Origin of the sequence: Sulfitobacter sp. SH22, assembly GCF_965641905.1 — a bacterium.
GTDB lineage: Bacteria > Pseudomonadota > Alphaproteobacteria > Rhodobacterales > Rhodobacteraceae > Sulfitobacter.
The window spans coordinates 2,137,506-2,155,000 of record NZ_OZ282573.1 but is presented as its reverse complement, the minus strand read 5'-3'; the positions used below and the strand labels follow the sequence as shown (position 1 = coordinate 2,155,000).

The 17,495-nt window shown below is 55.8% G+C and carries 15 protein-coding genes and 2 rRNA genes; 4 read left to right on the top strand and 13 right to left on the bottom strand.

The genetic code is table 11. The features are described from left to right. Positions 1-182 precede the first annotated feature (182 nt). Positions 183-3,059, top strand: a 23S ribosomal RNA gene (locus ACSQ13_RS12685). Positions 3,060-3,182: 123 nt separating this feature from the next. Further along, positions 3,183-3,297 (top strand): 5S ribosomal RNA (rrf, locus tag ACSQ13_RS12680). Positions 3,298-3,563: 266 nt separating this feature from the next. Here rrf and ACSQ13_RS12675 read toward each other — a convergent pair. Next, a complete protein-coding gene (locus ACSQ13_RS12675; protein ID WP_295511720.1) occupies positions 3,564-4,187 on the bottom strand; it encodes an OsmC family protein in 624 nt (207 codons plus the stop codon). 1 nt (position 4,188) lies between these two features. Continuing rightward, a complete protein-coding gene (gene mddA / locus ACSQ13_RS12670; RefSeq protein WP_295511722.1) occupies positions 4,189-4,926 on the bottom strand; it encodes a methanethiol S-methyltransferase in 738 nt (245 codons plus the stop codon). Between the two features lie 151 nt (positions 4,927-5,077). Here mddA and ACSQ13_RS12665 point away from each other — a divergent pair, with 151 nt between their 5' ends. After that, the gene (locus tag ACSQ13_RS12665) at positions 5,078-5,782 is read left to right on the top strand and encodes a winged helix-turn-helix transcriptional regulator (protein WP_435988107.1); all 705 of its coding nucleotides are present in this window, start codon (positions 5,078-5,080) and stop codon (positions 5,780-5,782) included. Between the two features lie 94 nt (positions 5,783-5,876). Here the strand turns inward: ACSQ13_RS12665 and ccoS are convergent, their stop codons facing one another. The 10 genes from ccoS to fnrL form a co-directional block, all read right to left on the bottom strand. Further along, positions 5,877-6,032 (bottom strand): cbb3-type cytochrome oxidase assembly protein CcoS, encoded by a 156-nt coding sequence (gene ccoS / locus ACSQ13_RS12660; RefSeq protein ID WP_295511723.1) that lies wholly within the window; start codon positions 6,030-6,032, stop codon positions 5,877-5,879. Next, positions 6,029-8,179 carry a heavy metal translocating P-type ATPase gene (locus tag ACSQ13_RS12655; protein ID WP_295511725.1) on the bottom strand — a complete coding sequence of 717 codons (2,151 nt, stop codon included), beginning with the start codon at positions 8,177-8,179 and terminating at the stop codon, positions 6,029-6,031. The genes ccoS and ACSQ13_RS12655 overlap by 4 nt, the downstream gene beginning before the upstream one ends. Beyond that, complete coding sequence (locus ACSQ13_RS12650; RefSeq protein WP_176250812.1) at positions 8,176-8,628, bottom strand: FixH family protein; 453 nt, start codon at positions 8,626-8,628, stop codon at positions 8,176-8,178. The genes ACSQ13_RS12655 and ACSQ13_RS12650 overlap by 4 nt, the downstream gene beginning before the upstream one ends. Next, positions 8,629-10,176: a cytochrome c oxidase accessory protein CcoG gene (ccoG, locus tag ACSQ13_RS12645; protein ID WP_295511727.1), complete on the bottom strand. Its 1,548-nt coding sequence runs from the start codon at positions 10,174-10,176 to the stop codon at positions 8,629-8,631. It abuts the gene before it with no gap. A 150-nt stretch (positions 10,177-10,326) separates the two neighbouring features. Next, positions 10,327-11,190, bottom strand: a complete 864-nt coding sequence (gene ccoP / locus ACSQ13_RS12640; RefSeq protein WP_295511729.1) for a cytochrome-c oxidase, cbb3-type subunit III — start codon at positions 11,188-11,190, stop codon at positions 10,327-10,329. Then, positions 11,183-11,377: a cbb3-type cytochrome c oxidase subunit 3 gene (locus ACSQ13_RS12635; RefSeq protein WP_176250809.1), complete on the bottom strand. Its 195-nt coding sequence runs from the start codon at positions 11,375-11,377 to the stop codon at positions 11,183-11,185. The genes ccoP and ACSQ13_RS12635 overlap by 8 nt, the downstream gene beginning before the upstream one ends. Before the next feature lie 11 nt (positions 11,378-11,388). Continuing rightward, positions 11,389-12,114 (bottom strand): cytochrome-c oxidase, cbb3-type subunit II, encoded by a 726-nt coding sequence (gene ccoO, locus ACSQ13_RS12630; protein ID WP_176250808.1) that lies wholly within the window; start codon positions 12,112-12,114, stop codon positions 11,389-11,391. Between the two features lie 12 nt (positions 12,115-12,126). After that, positions 12,127-13,728 (bottom strand): cytochrome-c oxidase, cbb3-type subunit I, encoded by a 1,602-nt coding sequence (gene ccoN, locus ACSQ13_RS12625; RefSeq protein ID WP_373029788.1) that lies wholly within the window; start codon positions 13,726-13,728, stop codon positions 12,127-12,129. 118 nt (positions 13,729-13,846) lie between these two features. After that, positions 13,847-14,254, bottom strand: a complete 408-nt coding sequence (locus ACSQ13_RS12620; protein WP_176250807.1) for a universal stress protein — start codon at positions 14,252-14,254, stop codon at positions 13,847-13,849. 96 nt (positions 14,255-14,350) lie between these two features. Then, a complete protein-coding gene (gene fnrL, locus ACSQ13_RS12615; protein WP_176250806.1) occupies positions 14,351-15,085 on the bottom strand; it encodes a transcriptional regulator FnrL in 735 nt (244 codons plus the stop codon). Between the two features lie 49 nt (positions 15,086-15,134). Here fnrL and hemN point away from each other — a divergent pair, with 49 nt between their 5' ends. Then, on the top strand, positions 15,135-16,490 hold the full coding sequence (hemN, locus tag ACSQ13_RS12610; protein ID WP_176250805.1) for an oxygen-independent coproporphyrinogen III oxidase: 1,356 nt from the start codon (positions 15,135-15,137) through the stop codon (positions 16,488-16,490). Between the two features lie 2 nt (positions 16,491-16,492). On the opposite strand, the gene ACSQ13_RS12605 is transcribed toward hemN, so the two are convergent. Continuing rightward, the gene (locus tag ACSQ13_RS12605) at positions 16,493-17,449 is read right to left on the bottom strand and encodes an acetamidase/formamidase family protein (protein ID WP_295511734.1); all 957 of its coding nucleotides are present in this window, start codon (positions 17,447-17,449) and stop codon (positions 16,493-16,495) included. Positions 17,450-17,495 lie beyond the last annotated feature (46 nt).

Genomic DNA, 17,495 nt, shown 5'->3' with positions numbered 1-17,495 from the left:
ATAGTGGTTGGGCGGGTAAAAAAGTATGCTTTTGATCTGGAATAAGGAAAGACAGTTTCTTACCAGCTTCTGTCTTCCGCGCAGATTGCCTGCCTTATGCAGCGACGTTGGTTGATGGTGTAAATAGCCCTCAAGTAGCGAAGCGGTAGGGCATCATGGGTAGTCTTGCTTTTTCTGGATCAAATCAAGCGCGAAAAGGGCGTTTGGTGAATGCCTTGGCAGTAAGAGGCGATGAAAGACGTGATACTCTGCGATAAGCCATGGGGAGCTGAGAATAAGCTTTGATCCATGGATTTCTGAATGGGGCAACCCACCTGATATTCTGCTATTTATACTACTCCTAAGATGCTGTTTGCGGGTTCGCCCTCAAGTAGCCGAATAGGCGGTAGGGCAAAATAGGAGGGTAAACCAGGTATTTATAGACTGAATACATAGGTTTATAAAAGCAAACCCGGGGAACTGAAACATCTAAGTACCCGGAGGAAAGGAAATCAATTGATACTCCCCTAGTAGCGGCGAGCGAACGGGGACCAGCCGAGCCTCAATTGTGGTTAGAATGCGTTGGAATGCGCAACCAAAGTGGGTGATAGTCCCGTATAAGAAGCATGAGAGGACGTATTAAGTAGGGCGGAACACGTGAAATTCTGTCTGAAGATCGGAGGACCACCTTCGAAGGCTAAGTACTCCTTACTGACCGATAGTGAACCAGTACCGTGAGGGAAAGGTGAAAAGCACCCCGACGAGGGGAGTGAAACAGTACCTGAAACCGAACGCCTACAATCAGTTGGAGGGGCCTATGCGCCCTGACAGCGTACCTTTTGTATAATGGGTCATCGACTTGGTCTCACAAGCAAGCTTAAGCCGTTAGGTGTAGGCGCAGCGAAAGCGAGTCTTAATAGGGCGTTGAGTTTGTGGGATCAGACCCGAAACCGAGTGATCTAGGCATGGCCAGGTTGAAGGTAAGGTAACACTTACTGGAGGACCGAACCCACATCCGTTGAAAAGGATCGGGATGAGCTGTGCCTAGGGGTGAAAGGCCAATCAAACTCGGAGATAGCTGGTTCTCTGCGAAATCTATTTAGGTAGAGCGTCATCCGAATACCCTCGGGGGTAGAGCACTGGATGGGTAATGGGGCCCCACAGGCTTACTGATCCTAACCAAACTCCGAATACCGAGGAGTACTAGATGGCAGACACACGGCGAATGCTAACGTCCGTCGTGAAGAGGGAAACAACCCTGACCTACAGCTAAGGCCCCTAATTCATGGCTAAGTGGGAAAGCAGGTGAGACGACCAAAACAACCAGGAGGTTGGCTTAGAAGCAGCCATCCTTTAAAGATAGCGTAACAGCTCACTGGTCTAAATAAGTTGTCTTGCGGCGAAGATGTAACGGGGCTCAAGCCATGAGCCGAAGCTTAGGATGCATTTATTGCATGGTAGCAGAGCGTAGTGTGACATAATTCCATGTCTCCTTAACCACTTCGGTGGGATTGGAGACGCGGAGTTTTCTGTGAAGCGGGCCTGTGAGGGATCCCGTGGAGAGATCACTAGTGAGAATGATGACATGAGTAGCGACAAAGAGTGTGAGAGACACTCTCGCCGAAAATCCAAGGGTTCCTGCTTAAAGCTAATCTGAGCAGGGTAAGCCGACCCCTAAGGCGAGGCCGAAAGGCGTAGTCGATGGGAACCAGGTTAATATTCCTGGGCCAGATGGAAGTGACGGATCTCGAGGGTAGTTCATCCTTATCGGATTGAATGGGCTGCTTAGAGGTCCCTGGAAATAGCTCCATCGTTAGATCGTACCCTAAACCGACACAGGTGGATAGGTAGAGAATACCAAGGCGCTTGAGAGAACTATGTTGAAGGAACTCGGCAAAATACCTCCGTAAGTTCGCGAGAAGGAGGCCCGGTCTGTACGCAAGTATGGGCTGGGGGCACAAACCAGGGGGTGGCGACTGTTTATTAAAAACACAGGGCTCTGCGAAGTCGTAAGACGACGTATAGGGTCTGACGCCTGCCCGGTGCCTGAAGGTTAAAAGGAGGGGTGAGAGCTCTGAATTGAAGCCCAGGTAAACGGCGGCCGTAACTATAACGGTCCTAAGGTAGCGAAATTCCTTGTCGGGTAAGTTCCGACCTGCACGAATGGCGTAACGACTTCCCCGCTGTCTCCAACATAGACTCAGCGAAATTGAATTACCGGTCAAGATGCCGGTTACCCGCGGTTAGACGGAAAGACCCCGTGCACCTTTACTACAACTTCACACTGGCATTAGGCCGAACATGTGCAGGATAGGTGGTGGGCTTTGAAGCGTGAACGCCAGTTTGCGTGGAGCCTCCCTTGAGATACCACCCTTGTTCTGCTTGATGTCTAACCGCGGTCCGTTATCCGGATCCGGGACCCTGTGTGGTGGGTAGTTTGACTGGGGCGGTCGCCTCCTAAATCGTAACGGAGGCGCGCGAAGGTTGGCTCAGAGCGGTCGGAAATCGCTCGTTGAGTGCAATGGCAGAAGCCAGCCTGACTGCGAGACTGACAAGTCGAGCAGAGTCGAAAGACGGCCATAGTGATCCGGTGGTCCCAAGTGGGAGGGCCATCGCTCAACGGATAAAAGGTACGCCGGGGATAACAGGCTGATACTGCCCAAGAGTCCATATCGACGGCAGTGTTTGGCACCTCGATGTCGGCTCATCTCATCCTGGGGCTGGAGCAGGTCCCAAGGGTACGGCTGTTCGCCGTTTAAAGAGGTACGTGAGCTGGGTTTAGAACGTCGTGAGACAGTTCGGTCCCTATCTTCCGTGGGTGTAGGATACTTGAGAGGAGTTGCCCCTAGTACGAGAGGACCGGGGTGAACGATCCACTGGTGGACCAGTTGTTATGCCAATAGCAGTGCTGGGTAGCTATGATCGGACAGGATAACCGCTGAAGGCATCTAAGCGGGAAGCCCCCCTCAAAACAAGGTATCCCTGAGAGCCGAGGTAGACCACCTCGTCGATAGGCCAGAGATGTAAGCGTAGTAATACGTTCAGTTGACTGGTACTAATGGCTCGATAGGCTTGATTTGATCCAGTAGAAGCAAGACTTAGCAGCGCTCAAGTAGCAAAGCGGTAGTGCATTATACTAATCATTCAAAAGCATACACACATACATAACTGTACTGACTTGGACATTTATTGAATTTATTCGGTTTGGTGGTCATAGCGTAAGCAAAACACCCGATCCCATCCCGAACTCGGCAGTTAAGTGCTACTGCGCCAATGGTACTGCGTCTTAAGACGTGGGAGAGTAGGTCACCGCCAAACCTAATAAGTTCAATAAATGATTATCTCTCTTACGATACAATATACAAAACGCCCGATGTGTTCATTACACAACGGGCGTTTTGCTGTTTAAAGGGCGCTTTTCTAACGCATGCTGGCAGAAGCAGGGACCACCCGTACTCCACTCTTGCGTCCACTGACCCAACAGGCTGGGCGCAAACCGGACGTTCGCTCCAAAATGCACTAAGGCCGGCAGAGCGGACTAAGTGAGCTTTCGCCGAATGAATCTGAAGGCCCGCTTTGGGAAATTACAAACCACGGCTCTGACCGGTTCCTAGCTGAACGGAATCACTCAGACACCGCTCAATGTTCACGTTTGGCGGCGCGCGTAGCGTTTGCAGAATGACGCAACTCCGTTCTGCGGCGTCGATCAGCGCGTTCAGATGAGGCTCTGACAAATCACATTCCGTCCTCAGATCGACCCTCATGTGCGCATTCTGAAACCCAACAGGCACACTGTCACCTGTCATGAGCGCCCCACGGACGTCTGCACCAAGACTGACCTGCACTTCAAGGTGGTTCAGCTTTATCTCCTTGAGGTTAGCAATCATGCGGATCGCCGTATCGAGGCAACTAGTCAAAGCAGCGGCGAGGAGTTCGCCGGGACACGGAAAATCGCTTTCGCCTCCGACCGCTTTGTGGACGGAAACGGGGATATCCAACGGTATTCCTTCGCCGCAAACGACATGGCCATGGATCGGGTGATTGGCGGGAACCTGAGTATCAACCGACTTTGCATGATCATATACCCACGCGGAATCCGGCGTGACATGATATTGCTCGCGCAATGGCAATTGCCGGTCGAAAATGTTGGTCGGCTTTCCTTCTGCGAAAGCATGAATGTGGTTCAGGTGATTGGGGTCCAGTGTCATTTTACCGCCCCCTTCCAAGTCCGGGAACAAACGCAGGCACCTCACGCTGATATGCGCGGTAGTCCTCGCCAATCTCGGCGATCAGGTCCTTTTCTTCAAGATGAAGCACAGCGATGACAATGTATCCCGTGGTCACCAATGTGAACAAAAGATGCCCGACTGACATGGTTGGTGCCGCCCAAAAGGCAATCAGAAACCCGGTCATAATGGGATGACGCACCAATCGATACAGACCAACTTTGATGAACCCCGGTTGTGCTGCGTCACGATCTTTCAGGTTCGCATAGATCTGCTTCAGGCCGAGCAGATCAAAGTGATCGATCATGAAAGTCGAGGTCAGAACGACCAGCCAGCCAACCCAGAACAGCGCGGTCAATGCCGTGCCGACAATCGTATTGCTGACGTCCCATATTGGTGTCGTTAGCGGTTGCCAGAACATAAAGATCAGGATCAGGGCAACGCATGTCATCAAGATGTAGGTGCTGCGTTCAGCGGCTTTGGGTATGATTCTTGTCCAGATACGTTTGAAAGCGGGACGCGCCATGATGCTATGCTGAAGCGCGAAGACGGAAAGCAGCGCCAGATTGATCATGAGTGAATTTGCGACCGGCCCCTGTGTGCCGGAATCAATGGATTTTGGCACCAGAATGTTGCCAACAAAACCAATAGAATACAGGAACGTTACCAGAAAAATGGCGTAGGCAGCGACGCCATAGATGAATGTAATTGAACGGCCCATGGAAAACTCCTTTCAGTGCGAAACCACCCGTGAAATCGGGCTTGCCTCAATGATGCGCGCTTAAATAGGTGGGAGATACTTCGCATTCTGTATCAAACCACTACATGATCCGTAGTAGCCAAGTCGCCCATGAGCACTGTACGCTTCGTAGATGGATGAAAAATCGAAGAACATATCTGGCAGCCTATGCCCGGCAATGGCATCCGCAGACATCTTGGGGGACAAATGGACCCTATTATTGCTCCGCGAGATGTTCCTAGGAACGACGCGGTTCGGACGATTTCAAAAGGCCATCCCTAGGATGTCACCTTCGATCTTGAGCAAGCGGCTCAAGACGCTTGAAGCCGCTGATATTATCATTCGAAAGGCTGCGCCATCTGGTCAGGCGACTGAATATAAACTAACGCGCTCTGGCAGAGAACTTGGGCCCATTGTCGAAAACATGGCCGTCTGGGGAATGCGGTGGCGCAAACGCAGTATCGCGGCGCAAGATTGTGATGTTGGCGGGTTCATGTGGGATTTCCACCGAACGGTGAATACCGCAGGCTTGCCCGACGGGGAAACCGTGATCCTCGTGCAAATTTCCGACCGCACTGATCTCAATTCTTGGTGGGTGATTGCAAATGGCGATGCGACCGACCTTTGCGTCGACGACCCGGGGCATGAGGTTGATGTCTATTTGACGGCGACGCTCGCAAATCTGATTGCGCTTTGGTTGGGGGATGTGGATCTGCAATCGGCAGTGGGTGACAAAACCATCTATTTGGACGGGCCAAGGCATCTAATAAGTACAGCGCAGGATTGGATGGCACAGTCTCCACTTGTTGGGGTCAGGCCTGCTTCTTTGGCTCGATAATTTTTCTTGGCCAGCTTTATTCCCCAACCGTTGGTCGAAAACCGACATTCGCTGGGAAGCGGAAAATTGCTGGACCGTATCAAAAAAACTGCTGTTATTCGTCGCACGGCTCTTCGTCGTCCAGCAACAGGCGTGCTGCGCTTCCTGCGGCGTCGTCGTATTGACCGCTGCGCAGGGTCCACAAGAAGCCGCAAAGGCCCAAGGCACCCAGAATGATCGAAACAGGGATCAGGATAATAAGAACATTCATTTGATGAACCTAACCCGCATTGCATTGGCGATTACGGTGATGGAGGAGGCTGACATCGCGATTGCGGCGAGCAGGGGGGTGGCATAGCCCAGAAGCGCGACGGGAATTGCGATGGCATTGTAACCGGCGGCAATCGCAAAGTTCTGTTTTGACAATTGCGACGTGCTGCGGGCGATCCGGATCAGCAGCGGGAAGCCGTCAAGGCTTTCGCGCAGCATCACCACATCCGCCGCGTTGCGCGATGCGTCCAGCGCGGATGACGGGGCGACGGACGCATGGGCGGCGGCCAGCGCTGCGGTGTCATTCAACCCGTCCCCGACCATCACGACATGGTGGCCCTCGTGCTGGAGCTTGCTGAGGTAGGCGTGCTTGTCCGTTGCACTGATCTCGGCCTGGATGTCTTTCACGCCAAGCTGAAGCGCCAAGGCACTGACCGCGTCCTGCTTGTCACCGCTCAAGATCTGGGAGGGGACCCCCAGGTCACGAAGGCCGTTCAACGCGGCCTCGACGCCTTCGCGCGGGGTTTCCCGCAGGGGCAGGGCGATGGCAGGGTCATCCCCGACTTTGAGGCCAAGTCCGTTGAAGGAAGCGCCGATCCAATCGCCACGGCCAAGCTGGACGGTTTGCCCTTTATACAACGCCTGCATCCCGCTTCCGCCGACCTCTGCAATGTCGGTCAGCGGTGCGGCAACGGCAGTTGGCAGGGCAGCGACCAAAGCGCGAGAAACCGGATGGTCGGAGGCCTGTGCCAAGCCCTTAACGATGGCGGCTTGCTGGGAGGTCAGGCTGTCAAGCCGGGCATTGGCCCCCGCCAGTGTCAGCGTTCCGGTTTTGTCAAAGATCGCAATGTCGACTTCGGCCAGGCGTTCAAGCGCGGTGCCGGATTTCACCAGAAAACCCATTGAATACAGCCGCCCGATCGCCGCTGTGGCGACCGCAGGGACGGCCAGCCCGAGGGCGCAGGGGCAGGTGATGATCAGCACGGCCACCGCAATATTCAGGGCATGGCGGACATCGCCGTTGATCCAGACCCATGCCAGAAATGATATGAAGGCCAGCAGATGCACGGCGGGCGCATAGATGCGTGCCGCACGGTCGGCCAGGTTGGTATAGCTGTTGCGGCTGTTTTCGGCCATCTCGACCAATGTGGCCACGCGCCGCAGGGTGGTATCATCCCCAACGGCTGTGGCTGTCATTTCGAACGGGGCACCCAGATTGATTTCCCCGGCCTGAACCTGTTGGCCTTGGGCAAGGGTGATGGCGGCGGATTCACCGGTCAGAAACGAGCGGTCCGATATGGCTTGGGTACTGTCGAGTGTTCCATCAACAGGAACGCGCACGCCCGACGGAATAAGCAGCCGATCCCCGACGGCAAGCTCCGATACCGGGGTCTTGACCGCTTCGCCGTTTTCGATCCGTTGTGCTGTGCGCACTTCCAGCGCTGCCAGTTCTTTGGCGGCAGAACGCACGGAACTGCGGGTGTGATGATCCAGATAGCGACCGATCAGCAAGAAGAAGGTCAGCGACAGGGCCGCGTCGAAATAGGCATGGGCCCCGCCGTTCATGACTTCGAACAGTGACATCCCAGTGGCCAGCAGAATAGCGAGCGAGATCGGTACATCCATATTCAGCCCGCGCACCCGCAATGCAGACCATGCGCTGGCAAAGAACGGTTGCCCGCAATACAGCACCGCCGGTAGCGAGATCGTGGCCGATATCAGATGGAATAATTCGCGGGTGGTATCAGATGCACCGGACCAGATCGCGACAGAGAAAAGCATCACGTTCATCATGGCAAAGCCGGCAACGGCCAGCCGCACCATAAGGTTGCGCCCGACAGTATCCTGACGGGTCTCCAGCAGCGTGGCATCAAGCGGATAGGCCTCGTATCCAATCGATTTCAGTTCGGCGACGATGGTGTCGGCATCAACATCCGCGCCATGCACCGACAGCTGTTTAAGCGACAGGTTGACCCGCGCGGTGTCAACTTGGGGCAGGGCATTCAGCTTGCGTTCGACCTTGCCGATACAGGCGGCGCAATGGATCGTCGGCAGTGACAAGACCAGCGCAGGTGCAGCATGGTTTTCGGCGTGTTTCAACGCCATCGGGGCCGCTGCACAGCCCGGACATGCCGCGACCATTGTCATTTTTGCACCTTAACAATCACCCGCTGCTGAAACAGCGTCCCGTCAATCGCCCTCATTTTCAGGCGCAGATTCCAGTTTCCCGCACCGGCTTTGACATCGGCGACAAAAGCCTGGCCGTTGAACCTGAAATCGGGGGTCTGGTCTGCGGCGACACTGGTCGCACGGCCAAAGATGGCTTCTTCGATCACGGGGGAAACCGGGGCATCGCCCTTGAGGATGGTCAGCACCAGATGATCGCCGTTCAGGGTTGCCGCGACATCCCAGTCCAGCGCCAGCTGTGTTGCGCGGTCAACATCAAAGCTTTGCGAGGCAACATAGGAGTTTTTGACCTCGAGGCCCGGGAAGGTCCGTACGGCGTTGAAAGCCAATGTCAGGTTGACGGCGATGATCACACCAAAGGCCATCGCGAAGCCGGTGAAAACATGCCATCCTTTAAGTTCGCGTTGCATTTAATTCCCCTGTCCGTTGAAAGTTGTCGCCTTTGAGGCGCGTGTCTGTGCCGAGGTGTCTTCCACCCAAAGCCGCAGGTCGGTTGCCGCAGACTTGGCTGCCGGATCTTCCGGGCGGGCCGTGACATAGACACGCTGCAAAACGGTTGTATCTGCGGGGATGCTCAAAGTCAGGTCCTCTGTCCCCTCAAGTTCTATCCGCAAGATTTCGTCGCTGGTTAGTTTTAGCCTGAAATCGCGGGCCTCGCCGGATTTATTGCGCAGACGTACATCATAGATGTTGCGGATCGTGCCATCTGAAAGGGTCACATAGGTCGGGTTGCGCACAGGGCTGACCGTCAGTTCGATTTCGGATCTGATGAACAACGCATAGACAAGCCCAAGGCCGATCAGCAGCCAGACGACTGTGTACAGGATCGTGCGGGGCCGCAGGATATGCCTCCACAACGGTTTTACGGGTTCGCCAGCACGTTCGGCAGTTTCGTCTGACAGGGCCAGATAGTCGATCAAACCGCGCGGCTTGCCGATCTTGTCCATGACATCGTCACAGGCATCAATGCACAGCGCACAGGTGATACACTCCATCTGCTGGCCGTTGCGGATGTCGATGCCCATGGGGCACACGTTGACGCAGGCCATGCAATCGATGCAGTCGCCGGTTTCGGCAACAGGTTGAATGACGGGGGCTACCGGTTTTGCCGCCTGACGATACGGCGTGCCGGGATAGCGCGCCTCGCCGGGGCCAGCTGCTTGTGCATCCGCCTCGATCTGGATGGCTTCGGCTTTGCTGCGGCGGCGGTTGTTGCTTTTGCCGCGGGGTTCGCCGCGCCAGTCGCGATAGGCGACGGTAATGGTATCAGGGTCCATCATCGCGGCCTGAATGCGCGGCCACGGGCACATGTAAATGCAGACCTGTTCCCGCAGGAACCCGCCAAAGATAAAGGTCGTCGCGGTCAGAATTGCGATGGTGATATAGGCCGCCGGATGTGCGGTCAGGCGAACCAGATCAACGGCCAGTGTCGGCGCATCGGTGAAATAGAACACCCAAGCCCCGCCTGTCGCAACAGAAATGGCCAGCCAAACTGCCCATTTGGTCAGGCGCAGCCGCCATTTGCGCAGGTTCCAGCTGGCTTTGTGAAGCCGGACACGGGCGTTGCGGTCGCCTTCGATCCAGCGTTCGACAAGAATGAAAAGATCGGTCCAGACGGTTTGGGGGCAGGTATATCCGCACCACACGCGCCCAAGCGCCGATGTGAACAGAAACAGGCCAAGCCCCGCCATGATCAAAAGGCCCGCCACGAAATAGAATTCATGGGGCCAGATTTCGATCCAGAAGAAATAGAAACGGCGGCTGGCAAGATCAACCAGAACGGCCTGATCCGGCAGGCTGGGGCCACGGTCCCAGCGAATCCACGGGGTGATATAGTAAATGCCAAGGGTGACGATCAATATCGCCCATTTGAAACGGCGAAAAAATCCGGTGACACGCCGTGGGAAGATCGGTTCGCGCGCTGCGTATAAAGAGGGTGGAGTCGTTTGATCAGTCATATGTTTATTCCTGTTTGCCCTCCCGACCTAGCTGTCCTCAGAACGATAAACCTTGATCTTGATCAACAACATCCCCGAAGCGACGCATTTTGCGAACAGGTGCGCTTTCGGGGATGTGAGCCAGTTATCAGGTAACTGGTTGCTTTCGCGTTACTCTCCGCCTCCCAAAGAGTGCACGTAGGCGGAAACGGCGCGAACATCGGCCTCGGTCAGGCGTGGACCCCAGGCGGGCATCACACCAAAGCGGGCGTTTTTCACGGTTTCGGTCAGGGCATTGCGGTCGCCACCATAAAGCCAGATCGCATCCGCCAGATTGGGGGCCCCTTGTGCGCGGTCCCCGAGACCGGTTTCACCATGACATGCCGAACAATTGTCAGCAAAAACAGTGGCCCCGGCTTCAGCAAGCGTGGCGTCAAATTCGGCGTTAGACAAGGACACGACATGTTCGACCACGGCGGTGATTTCGTCCTTTTCAAGGAGTTCGCCAAAGGCTGGCATCTGCGAATACCGCGCGTCAGCGTCCTGTTCGTTTCGGATGCCGTGGCGCACGGTGTATTCGATGTCTGCCATCGCACCGCCCCAAAGCCATTCATCATCCAGCAGGTTGGGATAGCCTTTGGCCCCTGCCGCACCCGACCCGTGACATTGCGAACAATTGGCGCGGAACACCGCACCGCCACGCGCAACAGCATAGCGGTTCAGATCGGCACTGGCTGGCAAAACATCCATATCTGTCGCCAAAAGCGCGGTCGCCAGATCGGCGTTCTTGCTTTCGTGCGCGGTAATTTCAGCCGCCACATTTGCGCGGGTCGACCAGCCCAAAACGCCCTTGGTCGCACCGGACACCATCGGCCAGGCGGGATAGGCGATGGTATAGATGACGCCCCAAATGATGCAGAGGTACAGTGTCCATAGCCACCAGCGGGGCAGCGGTGTGTTCAACTCTTCGATGCCGTCCCAGCTGTGGCCGGTGGTCTCGGTGCCTGTGACGTCGTCAGTTTTGCCCTTAGACATTGTCATCCCCTTTTTGTTTCGCGTGTTTGGGTTGGGTGTCGTCGCCCAAGGGTATCTTGGCCACATCGGTGTATATTTCTTCGCTGCCGGGGCGGAAGGCCCAGACGATGACGCCGGCAAAGAACAGGAACATCACCAACAGGATCCAACTGTCGGCAAGTTCGCGGAGGAAAGAATAGGTTTGCATTTCAGGCCTCCTTAACGGCTGGCATCTGGGGTGAAGGTCGAGAAATCAACCATGGTGCCAAGAATCTGCAGATACGCGATCAGCGCGTCCATCTCGGTCAGTTCCGGTTGGCCATCAAAGTTGGCCACCGCCGCACCGGGATAGCGTTCCAGCATGCCGTCATAATCAGCTTCGGGGTCGGCCTGGGCACGGAAATCCGCGCGGGCTTCTTCGATCTGTTCATCCGAATACGGAACACCGACAAAGCGATGGGTCTTTAGCAGCGCCTCGATATGGGTCGGTTCGATCGGGGTTTCCTTGAGGAACGCATATTTCGGCATGATCGATTCCGGCACCACGGATTGCGGATCGCTTAGGTGATCCACATGCCAGGCGTCGGAATAGCGCCCGCCCACACGTGCCACATCGGGGCCGGTCCGTTTGGACCCCCATTGGAACGGATGGTCGTACATCGATTCAGCCGCCAGCGAATAGTGGCCATAGCGTTCCACCTCGTCGCGCATGGGGCGGATCATCTGGCTGTGGCAGACATAGCAGCCTTCGCGCACATAGATGTCGCGCCCGGTCAGTTCGAGCGGCGAATAGGGCCGCACGCCTTCGACTTCCTCGATGGTGTTTTCCAGCCAGAACAGGGGGGCAATTTCCACGATGCCCCCCACGGTAACGACCAGCAGCGATGCAACCAGCAGCAAGGTAGGGCTTTTCTCAAGGATGGCGTGTTTGTCGATAAAGGCCATTGTTTCAGCTCCTTATTCTGCAGGGGTTGCGTTTGAGGGCAGGGCTGTGGTGACCGGTTTCGCACCGCGAATGGTCATCCACATGTTCCACACCATGATCAGTCCGCCAGAGAGGTAGAGAACCCCACCCAAACCGCGCACCACATACATCGGGAACTTGGCGGCAACAGTGTCGGCAAAGGAGTTGACCAAGAAACCCTGATCATCGACTTCGCGCCACATCAGACCTTCCATGATGCCGGTGACCCACATCGACGAGGCGTACAAAACGATACCGATCGTGGCCAACCAGAAATGCCAGTTGATCGCAGACATCGAATACATCTTGTCACGTCCCCACAGTTTCGGCGTCAGGAAGTACAGCGCGCCAAAGGTGATCATGCCGTTCCAGCCAAGCGCACCGGAATGCACGTGCCCGATGGTCCAGTCGGTGTAATGCGACAAGGAGTTGACCGCGCGGATCGACATCATCGGACCCTCGAAGGTGGACATGCCGTAGAAGCCGAGCGAGATCACGAACATCCGCAAGATCGGGTCGGTGCGTAGTTTGTCCCATGCCCCTTGCAGGGTCATCAGGCCGTTGATCATGCCACCCCAGCTGGGCATCCACAGAACGATCGAGAACACCATGCCAAGGGTCGCAGCCCAATCGGGCAGGGCGGTATAATGCAGGTGGTGTGGACCGGCCCAGATGTACAAAAAGATCAGGGACCAGAAGTGGATGATGCTGAGTTTATAGGAATAGACGGGACGGTTGGCCTGTTTCGGAACGAAGTAATACATCATTCCCAGGAAGCCGGCGGTCAGGAAGAAGCCCACGGCGTTATGGCCGTACCACCACTGCGTCATGGCGTCTTGGACACCTGAGAACACCTGAACGGATTTTGAACCCCAGAAGCTGACCGGGATCGACAGGTTGTTGACGATATGCAGCATCGCAACGGTGATGATAAAGCTGAGGTAGAACCAGTTGGCCACATAGATGTGACGTTCGCGGCGTTTGAAGATCGTGCCAAGGAACACCACCAGATAGGCGACCCAGACAATGGTCAGCCAGATGTCGACGTACCATTCGGGTTCTGCGTATTCTTTCGACTGGGTTGAACCCAGCAGATATCCGGTTGCGGCCAGAACGATGAACAGCTGGTACCCCCAGAACACGAACCACGACAGGTTGCCGCCGAACAGACGCACAGAACTGGTGCGTTGCACGACATAAAACGATGTACAGATCAGCGCGTTGCCCCCAAAGGCAAAGATCACCGCAGAGGTGTGCAGCGGGCGCAACCGGCCAAAGTTGGTAAAGGGCTGGCCCCAGTCAAAGTTCAGTTCGGGAAAAGCCAGCTGAAAGGCGATGAAGGTGCCGACCAGAAACCCTGTGACGCCCCAAAAGGCGGTCGCGATGACACCGGCGCGGATCACGCCATCGGCGTATCCCGTTTCGGCGGCAGGCACGGGTTCGTCAATGCCCCGCAGGACCCAGACAAACATGCCAGCGGCCACAGCCATGATCACAAAAGCGTGGAATTGATAGGCCAGATCATGGCCCCAGTTCATGCCCATAGCGGCAAATACGGCGATGAGCCCTAATATAATGAGTTTAACGTAATTCATAATGCACCTTCTTATTGGCGCAGCCCTGTCCGGGTTGCGCACACCTGTTCGCAATCATCGGGTAGCCGCTGGTCAGACGGCCTTCCTTGATCTGTATCAAGTTTGTCGAATCAACAAATCAGCGTATCACGTGTACCGCACATTTCGCATGGCGCACGACATGATGCGCGACCGATCCCAACAAAATGTCGGAGAACACCGGTTGATGGGATGCGATAACGATGCAATCGGAATTGTTTTTTTCGGCCCAGCTCAGAATTTCCGATCCGGGACGGCCTTCGGTGGTGGCCGCGTGACAATTGGGAAGCGTTTTGGCCAGATCTTTCAGCTTGGTTTTGACGGTATCGCGGGCCTCGGTCATGAAATCCGTAGGGATGTAGTCGGAGACATAGACCGGGATCGATTCGATCACGTGCAGCAAGGTGAAATGCGCCCCTTCATCAGCAAGCGTGCGGGCGGCCTCAAATGCGATGTCAGTTTTCTCGGGGTTATTCAGAATAACGGGAATCAGGATATTGGAATACATCAGATTATCTCCTCTTGGGTTCAGAGGAGATAATCACTTTGATGTACCTATAGCTTTGATGCAGATCAAGTCGGCCAATGTCAGGCAATGTGCCCGCTAGACCAGCATACCGCCGTCTGAATCGTCGCCCGTTGCCAGATGCAGCGCGGGGAAATCGACGACCTCGAAACGGCGCCGGTCCGAAAACTGCAAAATGCCTTCTTTTTTCATCGCGCCCAGTTGCCGGCTGACAGTTTCCAGCGTCAGGCCAAGGTAATTGGCGATCTGTTCCTGTGTCAGGGGCAAAACCAATGCCTGTTGGGCAATCTCTGCGCCGCCCAGATGCTGGCGTTGCACAAGCATATGAATAAACGTCGCAATTTTTTCGCGGGCGGTTTTGCGGCCCAGCAACAGCATCCATTCGCGGGCGACATCCAGTTCGTCCAATGCCATTTCAACAAGACGTTGGGCGACATGCGGGGTCGACGCAATCAGCGCCTCAAAGGGTTTGCGCTGGAAACAGCACAGCGTCACATCGGTGACGGCAACCACGTCAAAATCAATCTGGGACCGGCCGGGGCGACCGATAAAGTCGGATGGCAACAGCAAGCCGACCATTTGTGTGCGGCCGTCTTCCATCGTTTTGCCCAAAGTCGCCACACCTTGAACCAGCGACGCGACAAAGGTCAGCGTATCGCCACGCCACAAAATGGGATCGCCCGCCTTAAAGGTCTTATAGCTTTTCAACTGCTCCAGAACATCCAGCTCGTCGCCGCTGCAATGGGCACAAACCGCGCGATGCCGGATCGGGCATTCGCTGCATTTCGTGCGCGAGAGTAAATCGATTGTCATAGTTGATCTAAATCAAGGAATATTGTCTGCATCTTTGCAAGTTACCCGTATGACACAACTTAAGCAACTCCGCCGCTACGGCATCTTTGATGCAAAAGTGCCACGCTATACCAGTTACCCGCCCGCCAATCATTTTGGCGCTCAGGTCGGGCAAGACGACCAGTCCGAATGGCTGCGCGCGGTGCCCGATGGTGCCAGTGTATCGCTGTACGTTCACGTCCCGTTTTGCAAACGCCTGTGCTGGTTCTGCGCCTGCCGGACCCAAGGCACGACAACGCTCCGCCCGGTCGAGGCATATGTCGGAACGCTTTTGCAGGAAATTGATCTGGTGCGGGCGCGTCTGCCCGGTCGGGTATCATTGTCACGTCTGCACCTCGGGGGCGGCACGCCAACGATTTTAACCCCCGATCTGATGGCGCGGTTGCTGGATAAGATATTCGAACATTTCGACTTCGGTGATGGTTCTGAATTCTCGGTCGAGATCGACCCGACCGAAGCATCCCCCGCGTTGCTGGACACCTTGCTGGAATATGGCATGAACCGTGCCAGCATCGGCGTGCAGGATTTTGACCCGCGCGTGCAAAAGGCAATCGGCCGGTTGCAGTCGTTTCAGCAAACGTCAGATGTGGTCCACCACCTCAAGTCGGGCAATCTGGACAGCCTGAACATGGACCTGCTTTATGGTCTGCCCTTCCAAACCCACGAAAGCCTCAGCATGTCGCTGCAAGAAGTGATGTCTTTGCAGCCGGATCGTCTGGCGCTTTACGGGTATGCGCATGTGCCATGGATGTCGAAACGGCAGGTTTTGATTGATGAATCCGCCTTGCCTGATCCCGAAACACGATTTGAACTCTCTGAACTGGCGCGGGTCTTGCTGACCTCGGACGGCTTTGAGCAGATCGGTTTCGATCACTTTGCCCGCCCCGGCGACGGGCTTTCCATTGCCAAAGAAAACGGTCATCTGCGGCGGAATTTCCAGGGTTACACCGATGATACTGCCGAGGTCCTGATCGGGCTTGGTGCATCGGCGATTTCCAAATTCCCCCAAGGCTACAGCCAGAACCAACCCGCAACGGCAAAATATGTCGCCGCAATCGAGGCGCAAACCCTCGCTGGTGCACGCGGTCATGCCCTGTCTGACGCGGACCGCTGGATTGCCTTGGCCATCGAACAGATGATGTGCGGATTTCAGGTTGATATCGCAAAATTGCAGGCTGATTTCCCAGCCTATGCGCCCGTGATCTCGACGACATTCGCGCAGCTTGCGACCACCTTTCCGTTGGGTGTTGATCTGGATGGCCAGCAGATGAAGGTAAGGCCGGGGTTCGAACCTTTGGTGCGTATTCTGGCGGGGCAACTGGATGCGTTCCAATCCCCCCAAGTGGCCCATAGCAGCGCGATCTGATCTTAGGGAAATTGCAGCAGCGACTTGCGCAGGCGTCCGTGTACGCCCTTTTCCTGGTTCACCGACTGGGTCACGGCAAAATCCGCAGCCAGTGAACACAGCTGATAGGCTTGTGTTTCGCTGATGCGGGTGCGTTCGCAGATCATCGCGATCATTTCACGCAGGGCAATTTGCAGCGCCGTATCCAGACTGGCGTGAAACCCCATCGAGATAATCTCCTCCGCGGTTTCCGCCCGTGGCAGGGTCATCTGCGCACCGGCCCCTTTCATCACCTCAAAGCGGAATGTGCCGGTCAAAGCAGTCTCTAATGCGGTAATACAGACCTCTCCGTCGCCCTGGCAGCCATGGCCGTCGCCGCACGAAAACAACGCGCCTTTGGCGTGGACGGGCAAATAGAGCGTGGCCCCTTCGGTCAGCAGTTTCAAATCCATATTACCGCCATGCAGACGTGGCTGGATCGACGTGACCTCGCCCCATTCGGGGGGTGGTGCCACGCCCATCACGCCAAAGAACGGGTTCAGCGGCAAGACCGCCCCCCAAGGCAGGCGCGCTGTTTTGTTGGCCCGATCAATCGGAATATGCGTGATCGTTTCGGTCGAGACCGGAAATTCGCCGGGCAGGGTGCCCGCCGTGGGGCGCACAACGTTAAAACCCCAATCGGCCCCAAGTGCTATCTTTTCGATGGTGATTTTCAACACGTCACCGGGCAGGGCCCCGTCAATCGCGACAGGGCCGGTCAGCAAATGCGCCTGCCCTTGGATATCTGCCGCCAGTATCGCGCGATGTTCCGGTGCAACCGTCATGCCGGACCCTTCGGGCGGCAAAACGACAGCGCGCCCCGAAAACGTCTGAATGGTGACCCGGTCCCCGTCTGCGATGGTCAGAATCGGCGGATGATCTGACCAGAACCGCCCCCAATGGACGGTGTCAGGGGTGGCAGGCAGGGAATGATCGTTCATTATCGGGGCCTTTTGTTGCGCGTGTGAACCTGACTGTCACGCCTGA

Excerpts from the sequence above, each read along its gene's own strand:
- ACSQ13_RS12675 (WP_295511720.1), bottom strand. The coding sequence starts at position 4,187 with ATGACACTGGACCCCAATCACCTGAACCACATTCATGCTTTCGCAGAA.
- mddA (WP_295511722.1), bottom strand. The coding sequence starts at position 4,926 with ATGGGCCGTTCAATTACATTCATCTATGGCGTCGCTGCCTACGCCATT.
- ACSQ13_RS12665 (WP_435988107.1), top strand. The coding sequence starts at position 5,078 with ATGGATGAAAAATCGAAGAACATATCTGGCAGCCTATGCCCGGCAATG.
- ccoS (WP_295511723.1), bottom strand. The coding sequence starts at position 6,032 with ATGAATGTTCTTATTATCCTGATCCCTGTTTCGATCATTCTGGGTGCC.
- ACSQ13_RS12655 (WP_295511725.1), bottom strand. The coding sequence starts at position 8,179 with ATGACAATGGTCGCGGCATGTCCGGGCTGTGCAGCGGCCCCGATGGCG.
- ACSQ13_RS12650 (WP_176250812.1), bottom strand. The coding sequence starts at position 8,628 with ATGCAACGCGAACTTAAAGGATGGCATGTTTTCACCGGCTTCGCGATG.
- ccoG (WP_295511727.1), bottom strand. The coding sequence starts at position 10,176 with ATGACTGATCAAACGACTCCACCCTCTTTATACGCAGCGCGCGAACCG.
- ccoP (WP_295511729.1), bottom strand. The coding sequence starts at position 11,190 with ATGTCTAAGGGCAAAACTGACGACGTCACAGGCACCGAGACCACCGGC.
- ACSQ13_RS12635 (WP_176250809.1), bottom strand. The coding sequence starts at position 11,377 with ATGCAAACCTATTCTTTCCTCCGCGAACTTGCCGACAGTTGGATCCTG.
- ccoO (WP_176250808.1), bottom strand. The coding sequence starts at position 12,114 with ATGGCCTTTATCGACAAACACGCCATCCTTGAGAAAAGCCCTACCTTG.
- ccoN (WP_373029788.1), bottom strand. The coding sequence starts at position 13,728 with ATGAATTACGTTAAACTCATTATATTAGGGCTCATCGCCGTATTTGCC.
- ACSQ13_RS12620 (WP_176250807.1), bottom strand. The coding sequence starts at position 14,254 with ATGTATTCCAATATCCTGATTCCCGTTATTCTGAATAACCCCGAGAAA.
- fnrL (WP_176250806.1), bottom strand. The coding sequence starts at position 15,085 with ATGACAATCGATTTACTCTCGCGCACGAAATGCAGCGAATGCCCGATC.
- hemN (WP_176250805.1), top strand. The coding sequence starts at position 15,135 with ATGACACAACTTAAGCAACTCCGCCGCTACGGCATCTTTGATGCAAAA.
- ACSQ13_RS12605 (WP_295511734.1), bottom strand. The coding sequence starts at position 17,449 with ATGAACGATCATTCCCTGCCTGCCACCCCTGACACCGTCCATTGGGGG.